This window comes from Methanomassiliicoccales archaeon (assembly GCA_038850735.1).
Taxonomy (GTDB): domain Archaea; phylum Thermoplasmatota; class Thermoplasmata; order Methanomassiliicoccales; family JACIVX01; genus JACIVX01.
On sequence record JAWCLO010000020.1, the window covers coordinates 1 to 6,614 of the forward strand.

Below are 6,614 nucleotides of genomic sequence, written 5' to 3' on the forward strand. Positions count from 1 at the left end.
CAAACGATAAGATGAGCAAGATTGAAGGTGTCAATGGCCTGAAGGTCATTTTTCTCACCTTCCTTGTCGTTAGATTTAAGGGCATTCTGAGCCATCCGCCAAGTAAAGCCCTTGAAACGCCTCTTACCCCACCTCTCGCCCGTCTTCCACCTCGGTGCAGATCATAGTAAACGTCCTGGGCGCCGTTCTGCACCCTAAATGTCTCATAGCATCTGCCCAGTTCCTGCGTCATCCACCGACACTCTCCGATGTCCGCCGGCTTCACTTCCCGCCGAACGGACGGTGACTGGCCGGATAAGGAAACCGCTAGGACAAGCATACGCCTGATCGCTGTTGGCAATTTGCTTCCTTTATTGTTGAAGGGAAGATGCATCATCCAGACACCGATTTTGGTGCCCATGGCTATTACCTCCCTGTCCCGTGTCTTGGACAAAGCATTCTCTTCGAAGGCTACACTATATCTCACCCCGCTCTACCGGAACGTATCACTTTCGGAATTCTGAAAAGCTCACGCTGGCGCCATCCCAAGAAGGGAGCGCACACCTCCTCTGCACGATGGCTCCGGGCGAGAGGTCGAACTTCGTCTTCGATCTCCGAATCAGCTGGATGATTACTTCATCGCCGATCCCCGCTTTGACGAGCTCGATGACCGTCACATTCGTCATGGCCTCTTGATTTCGGGTAAAGGTCCGGGCCATCAGCAAACCTACCGGAATAAAGGCCATACCCACGACAACAACCAAGTAGAAGGTAAACAATGTGGATGTGACGAATGCACGCAAATGCCCATTCAGGAATTGGCCGATCACCACGATCAACCCAACAAGGGATTCGTACCTGTTCAGCCTTTGCTTCTTCATAGTCGTCCCTCCTAAAAGTGGAATCGGGAAATCACAAGACGCCATCACCGAAACTATGGCGCTTCCAAGCTCCGGAAGGAGCCAGGTGGTCCCCTCGCATCCCGCTTTCACTACCTGAGCACTGGAGTGCATCCCACTGGCCTCCCTTATTCCTGAGCCTTCGGCAGCCTTTGGCTCTCCTCGAAACCAGAGTCAACATCTTGCCGCGATCCACGTAGGACAAGCCCAAAATCCAGGCTTCAAATCCGGCCCTATAGCCGGCCTTGAAGTCGTTCAGATAGTCATCCGAATCCGCCTGCTGTACGACCGGACGTTCAGGCGCTCGAGGCTCACTCTGGCTCTTCCTAAACGCGAAGAAAGTCGTCGCGAGAACAGACGTGAAGGGCATCCCTCCTGTGACCACGACAATGTCCTTACCCGTAGCCCGCATGGCGATTCTTCCTTCTCCTAGACTGGATCTTTCATCCAGGAACAACAACATACTCGATAGCTTTCGGCCAGAGCGTATAACTTTCCGATTTCTGAAAATCTCACGCTGGAGAAGGGGGGGTGGATGGTATAATAACCTCCCTGAGAAAGTGCGGTCACGAATGCATGATGAAAAGGCGCGCGTGAATCCACGCTGCAAAAGTTGTTGACTACTGTGCTGATCTTTGATAAACTGGTGGCGCAATCGAAGGGGCTTATGGGGTGGTTACCTGATATAAGCGAGTTGCTTGAAATGGCCTTCCAGCTCGCTTATTTTATTCATCCTGAGAAGCCGATTGCCCTCCGCATCGCCACCGAAGCCCTGGCTAAGCTTGAGATCGCATGTACGGCTCAGGACAAGCGACTCTATTATAAGCCCACTGGGCGCTTGCTGCTGGAACGGACACAGCGACATAAACACAGGACCAAGGTCTCCATGAGCGAGCTACATCTGCTCCAGCGTCTTGTTTATATCGAGTCGGAGCCCTATGAGCAAGCTCAGGAACGGTCAAATATTGCGGGGCTGAGCGAAGAGGATATGATCATACGTTTTATCAAGCACCTCGTCAGAATCACCATAAGGCGCAACTCTTTTTACGTCACTCTTGGCCTGAGTCGCTTGCTTCATAACTATAGCACGGCGGAAACGATGGAGATTTATAATCTCGTGGTCCAAGACCCTGAGCGCGTCAGGGACGACAGCTATTACCGGTCATGCAAGGGGCGCTTAATGAACGAGCTCCAGGAACGGTTCGGTAACCTGTTGAAGATCGTCCGAGGTCAACGGGGGGAGGAACGGTTCCACGTTCGTGACGATCCTGATCGGCACGTCGGGCTCGTTAAGAAATGCCTAATCCTTTTCACGCCCTGGAAGACCCGTTGTGTCTTACCCGAAAGTTTGAATCCGATGGAAGAAACCATTCCCCCTCTCACTTTTGAAGGAGACGATCCCGACGAGGAGCATCCGGTAGAGCTCAACCGGATTCATTCACTCCTCCATCCCGACTGCCATAGCCGATTGATCGGCGCCCTGGGCTTCGACCCTCCAGAGAAGCGACTTGCACTTCCTCATTTCTCTCTTTCCAGGGAAGATCATCAATTGCCTCGCGGCGATCGGTATTATCCACCACAGCTTGCGGAAGAGGAGGTAGCTGCTGTCCAGAACGAACTCAACGAACGAGCGGCTCGCCGCAGGGTAACCTCTGGCCGATTATTGCTCATCGTCGTAGACGGGATCGAGCGCGCCCGCTTGGACCCGATTCGAACGCGGCAAGTACAGCTTGAATTGGAGGAGAATGCCGAACTGATAGAAGTCCGAGCCCTCGACGAAGAAGGTGAGGTCGTCTTGGCCACATGTTTGCTCACCCAGTATGAAAGGGGAAGCTCCAGTCGCCCACACATACGTTCGATCGTCCTAGAAGGTGGGCAAAAGCTCTCTTTCACAATAACCCTTTCGAGAAATCTTCGCGGTGAGATTCGCAGTGCCATTGTAGACGTCGAATATCGTGAGACAAACCTGATTCGAGCTGCTGCACGATTGCTGCGTCAACTGAAATATCGAGTGGGTGAGGTGTGGTCTTCAGTGAACATCCCCGCTCTCAAACCGGCGCTTGCCTTCGTCCTCATCGTGGCATCTGCTGTTGTCGCTGTTCTCTCTGTGCGATGGTGGAGGCAAGCAGATAGCCTGCCATCCGCAAGCCCGCCTATGGAACTTTCTAGATCACGAGCCCCAGAACCGCTGTCAGCTTCCGGCCCCTCGGCTCCGATCACCCCTTCTCTGAGAGATGAACCCCACATGGATTTGGGGCAGGAAGGGAGGAAGTCAACCCCTGCCGCGAGAAGACCCGCGGGGCCACCATCGGGGCTGGCAAGAATGAAAGAAGATGCTGCTGATGCGCCGATGGAACGGTCCCGGCCTGCGGAAGGAGTAGGTGAAGATGTGGAAGGAGTCCGGGGAGCAGCGACCCGCGCCTCGCTTATTTCCGTGAGACGAATCTATGTCGAGTCGCTGGGAGACGATCCCATTAGCCAAAAAGCCAGGAATTTACTCATTGGAAGACTGCGAGAAAGGTTCATCGTCACCAATAGTCGAAAGGACGCAGATGCAGTCATAAGGGGAATTGTCTTTGTTCGACACGAGGAGCCGAGTCTGCAGCTCACGGTGAGACTCATCAACGCTGCCGGCGATGTCCTTTGGACCACGACACGCAGAAGCCTGATCTCGCTCAAAGCTTTGCCTCTGCAAGCTTACCCTCTGCCTCGCCCAAGCGAATCTCGCGCTCCATCTCTTCTAGACGAGGCACTTCGCGAGGTGATCACGATTGCGGTAAAGGATCTGATTGACGAAACTGAGAGATCGAGGCAAAAGCGCGAATAAAACGGAGCGCGTTTCAGATCGGAAGAGTCTCGGTTTTCGAAGGGCGGATGGAATCAGTAGCCACCTTGTGAAAGGGCTTTGCTCGCGCGGGATTTCCATCGTTATTACTGCCCATCGGTGGATCTGCTGACGAGAGTCCTGGAAGAAGCTCATCGGGTGTTGTCATGAGCTGATTCACTTCGACCCCACCACCGTCAGTGCCTGTGTTGTGGGAGCGTCGTTCCATTTCACCTCGGGCAAGAGTTGAGCGTGAGGTGATCCAGCCAACCGGACGATGATCTCCGGGAGGTGCTGTTCTGCGAGATCTCGAATCGTCGAAACAAGACCCTGCCAATTCCATTCTGGTGAGAGCGCTCCTCCACGGGATTCCCGCTGCTTTGCATCCATGAGTCGAAAAACCTCGTGGGCGAGCATCGGGCTGAGGCAAAGCTGGGCAGAACAGCCCTGACGGTAGCATGCCCGCGCGAGCGCGAGCTTCAGGTCTTGTACTCGCTCCACCAGTCGGCGGGCATCGCTGAAAACTAAACTTCGCTCATAGGGCTCGAGGTCTTCCCTCCAGTCGAGGCGAAGCAGACCAGCTCGCGTCATCACCGTCGAGCCGAACTGACGTATTTCCCTTTCGAGGACTATGGGAATCTGCGAACCCGCTGCATCGGATTGATTCTCCATAACCAATCGGGCTAATGCCCCGAGCGATCCAGGTTCCTTCACTAACTCTGAGAGAGGGACGGCTCTGAGTCGCGCTTCGAAATATCGCCTGCCGATGTAAAAAAGCTCCGAGAGCGTAAGCTCGGCGATCGCCCGTCGTGGGTCACCACGATCAAGCCAGCCTCGCACAACCAGGGCGCGGCGCAGCGAGAGAATGTCCTCCAGGCGTTCGATGACAGCTTGAGCTACGTAATCGCTCGGACTACGCAGCGTCGAAACCGCCAGTACGTCCTCTCCGAGATCGATCGTGCGAGCGACATATTCCAGAGCACGGTCCGTGATCAAGCGACGATCCACGACCCGGAATGAATCAAGGGCAGTAGCGACGAATGAGGATAGAGGCGGCGCCTGAGCACTCGATGACGTGATTCCCGGTGATCGCGATTCGAAATGAGCGACTACAGAGCCAAGCCGCGCGACGCTACCCCGCACGGCTTTGCGTGCCGGATCCCACTCGGCATTTCCCCATGGCTCGACACTGAAATCGTGGCGGCGAACGAGATCAGAAGCGACATCATTTTGTCCTACGCCGCTCAGCGTCGCAGCATAAACGATGCCCAGCAGGGCTTCGCCGACAAACAGCCCAACACGGCGGCGTATTTCCTCAAGCGTCGAACGGTCGGCCGAAACTGCAAATTGTGCCCACAGCTCTTTCAATGAAGGGGGCCTGGCTACGGGCCGCTTGGATTTCTTCCCCCTTGGCATAGGCGGAGGGTCTGGTTCGATGAAACTTTCCAGCGCTGTGCGAAGTTGATGCAGATGACTCGGCTCCGATGGGTCCCTCTCTAGCGCCTGAAGAGCATCCACGATCGTGGCCAGTCGTGTGTGCTTCTGTCCTTCCAATAGGTGCCGTATGCGCTCCTCACTGGCTTTGGCGACATCATACTGATAGAGGACCATGCGAGGAGAACCCTCAGCATTTGCTTTCGCCTCATCGTCGGCCCTGCGGATTGGTAATACCAAAGGAGGACTCTTGGCAAGGAGGGCGATCAGTGCACTCTCGACCTCTCGGCCACTTGCCCAATCTGGCGCGTGAAGCAAATCCCTATGAACCACAGCCGTCACCTCAAGGGGGAAGTAATCGTTGCCGGGATCAAGCTCAAGGAATCTGTCAATCAGCTTAACGACGTGGGACGGATCGAGCGCCCCATTCCTCGCCACCACACGAAGTAACTCGAAAGCCGATTGAAAGGTGCGGATGGCCGCTTGCCTCTTCTCAGGAGGTGAGAGCAATTCGAGTTTCTCCATGAGTGCAAAGTATCGGTGGAGTTGCTCGCGACTCATCCGAAGGTCGAGCGCTAACTCAAGCTGTGGCTCTCGCCGCGCGCTCACCTGTTTGACGATCAACTCAATCGTCTCCCGCTCGGAGATCCAGTCAGGACGCTCACGCTCGATCTGTGTGAGCACGGCGATCTGCTTGACGAGCGGAATTTCCCGTCCAGCCGTTTCGCTGCCAAGCCTCGAGAGCAAGATGGCGATCGGGCTTCCTCTCTGATGCTGCGATCCAAGCCACGCTTCCACCGCTGCGCTCCGCACGCCAAGCCGATCGCCGTCAATGCGCAAGAACGATAAGAGGTCCATGAGGTCGAAAGATTCATGGACCGATGGCAACGGCGACTTCTCTACGAGACGATAAAACTGATCGAGCAGGACGCTTGATCGTGCGATGAAATCACCAACTGGACCGGCAGCTGAGAGCGCTGCCAAGAGATAAAGAATTCCTCCACGCTCCCGCCTGAAAAGTTCTCTGACCGCCTCCACCGGCGATCTGGCCTTCAACAACCGCTCCCATACCGAATCCGAACCAGGGAAGGACAACCGCATGTGCGACGGAAGCCGAGGATCCGTTGCGAACCGAAGGTAGGGGGCAGCAAAATACATTCCGGCAGCGACCTCGCTCACTGTCTCCGAAGTGAGTACATAATCGAAGATCCACCGCGCGGCTGCTACCGGCAGCATCGAGAGGCTGACGTAAAGGCGCATCGCTGACTCGTCTTTGAGAAAAACGAGAAGCTGCTCTTCGGATTTCACTTTCGATGCTTCCTTGAGTATCTTGCCCCAGAACTCCATGCCCAAGAAGAGGGGAAGCTCCCCGTTTTCGGGAAATGCGATCGTAGTGGCTTCCCCTCGCCTCATGGCCTCAGCGTTTCCACCGAGAGCTTCCAAGATGTGCTTTCGTGATTCAAAGATCTTCGTCTCAA

The 6,614-nt window shown here is 55.2% G+C and carries 5 protein-coding genes; 1 reads left to right on the plus strand and 4 read right to left on the minus strand.

All coding sequences use genetic code 11. The annotated features are described in order from the left end of the window. Positions 1-466, minus strand: a 466-nt coding sequence (locus tag QW087_08080) for a hypothetical protein (GenBank protein MEM2944682.1), incomplete at its 3' end; no start/stop codon positions are given. Between the two features lie 19 nt (positions 467-485). Then, positions 486-905, minus strand: coding sequence for a hypothetical protein (locus tag QW087_08085; GenBank protein ID MEM2944683.1), 420 nt, complete (start codon positions 903-905; stop codon positions 486-488). Between the two features lie 619 nt (positions 906-1,524). Between QW087_08085 and QW087_08090 the strand changes: the two genes are divergently transcribed. After that, positions 1,525-3,705 carry a hypothetical protein gene (locus tag QW087_08090; protein MEM2944684.1) on the plus strand — a complete coding sequence of 727 codons (2,181 nt, stop codon included), beginning with the start codon at positions 1,525-1,527 and terminating at the stop codon, positions 3,703-3,705. 13 nt (positions 3,706-3,718) lie between these two features. On the opposite strand, the gene QW087_08095 is transcribed toward QW087_08090, so the two are convergent. Together QW087_08095 and QW087_08100 are read right to left on the minus strand one after the other, a co-directional pair. Then, positions 3,719-3,883 (minus strand): hypothetical protein, encoded by a 165-nt coding sequence (locus QW087_08095; GenBank protein ID MEM2944685.1) that lies wholly within the window; start codon positions 3,881-3,883, stop codon positions 3,719-3,721. Continuing rightward, positions 3,880-6,614 (minus strand): hypothetical protein (locus QW087_08100; GenBank protein MEM2944686.1); only part of this gene is annotated, 2,735 nt, incomplete at its 5' end. The genes QW087_08100 and QW087_08095, both read right to left, overlap by 4 nt.